Raw genomic sequence first — 537 nt, 5'->3', positions numbered from 1 at the left:
GGTGTGTATTCAAGCACTACAGACTACGATTTGGGTGACATTTACTATGGGAAAGCACCTTATTTATCATTCTATGCATGGAAAACATTAGACAATAGAATCTTTTATCAAGATTCAACCCAAGAGTTGCAATATGAAACATTTTTATCTACTGGGGGGTTACAAGACTTAACTGGCTATTACAGTATGAACCTTTTATTTGATGCAATATTATGTCAAAAATGGGATGCTGATAAAGGAGAATTTGCTGATATAGAGCCAACTAGGAAAAGGATGACTATTATTGGTACAGAAGGTTTCTTAGGGCACGATACTGTAAAGTATGGTGGCAGTTTTGTTGGTGATCCAGAAAATCCTTGGTATTATGGTTCTAGAACTTTAAGGATGAATCCTCAAAAGCTCAATAATATAAAATTAAATAGAAAGCTTGGTGTTTCTGGTATTACCAATAACTATATGGCTGGTACTATTGGGTTAGCAACAGATTATTTTACAGGTGACGATGATGGGTTTATTACCCCTGTTATTTGGGATACT

1 protein-coding gene is annotated in these 537 nt (G+C 35.0%); it reads left to right on the top strand.

The features are described from left to right. Positions 1 to 537, top strand: a 537-nt coding sequence (locus PQG54_RS12305; protein WP_271807740.1) for a hypothetical protein, incomplete at both ends; no start/stop codon positions are given.

The sequence above is a fragment of the Commensalibacter communis genome (genome assembly GCF_947179015.1).
In the GTDB taxonomy this organism is placed as follows: domain Bacteria; phylum Pseudomonadota; class Alphaproteobacteria; order Acetobacterales; family Acetobacteraceae; genus Commensalibacter; species Commensalibacter communis.
The sequence above is the reverse complement of the archived record's forward strand: the minus strand, read 5'-3'. Positions and strand labels throughout refer to the sequence as shown.